Raw genomic sequence first — 704 nt, 5'->3', positions numbered from 1 at the left:
CCGGGTTGGCGAGGGGGGGGTCATAGCGCCTGCGCGTGTGGGGGGCTCGTGCTCGTCGTGGAGGTTCAGCCAATCGGACCAGTCCGCTTCTGCCGCCGCCATCTGCCGGTAGGTCTCTGCCCACGAGAGCCTGGCTTCACGCCGGGCATGGATCAAGAGCCCTTCGTCCCGCTCCTCGAGCACGACCTCGTCTTGAAGACCGTACTTGTCGACCAGCGTCTCCGGGATCCGGACTCCCAGGGCGTCGCCCATCTTGACCAGCTGTGTTTCCTTGATCATGTCGACATCTCCTTGCCAGGGACTCCCCCGATCGATGAATGGACTCTAGCAGAATCGCTACGGAAAGGCCGTCTCGAGGGCGACGTTCACTGCGGCACTGCGGTCTCGGCCGGTTCTTCGGCCTCCGCGGACCGAGGGCCGGCGCGGATCGGCAGCGACGTGGCCTCGGACGTCCGTCGCCCACCGCCCCGTCGGCCGCGAGTGGTTGGGAGAGCCGATCTGCCGCTCGGAATGGGCGGCATCTGAGCCTCGATCGCATTTCTTCTCCGGCCGACAAAGCCTGAATGAGCCTCATTCGCACTTTTTCCTCGGCCGACAAACCCTGATCGAGTCTCATTCGCGCTTCTTCTTCGGCCGACAAAAGTCGTCTGAGGCTCAATCGCCCTCCATCATCGGCTGACAAAGTCGGATCGAGGCTCGATCGG

At 64.1% G+C, this 704-nt stretch carries 1 protein-coding gene; it reads right to left on the bottom strand.

The annotated features are described in order from the left end of the window. Positions 1 to 279 (bottom strand): AbrB/MazE/SpoVT family DNA-binding domain-containing protein (locus GY769_19255; GenBank protein ID MCP4204059.1); only part of this gene is annotated, 279 nt, incomplete at its 3' end. Between the last annotated feature and the right edge of the window lie 425 nt (positions 280 to 704).

It is taken from the genome of bacterium, from assembly GCA_024224155.1.
Lineage (GTDB): Bacteria > Acidobacteriota > Thermoanaerobaculia > Multivoradales > JAHEKO01 > CALZIK01.
Note: the sequence above shows the minus strand (reverse complement) of the source record. Positions and strands in the feature narration are given on the sequence as shown.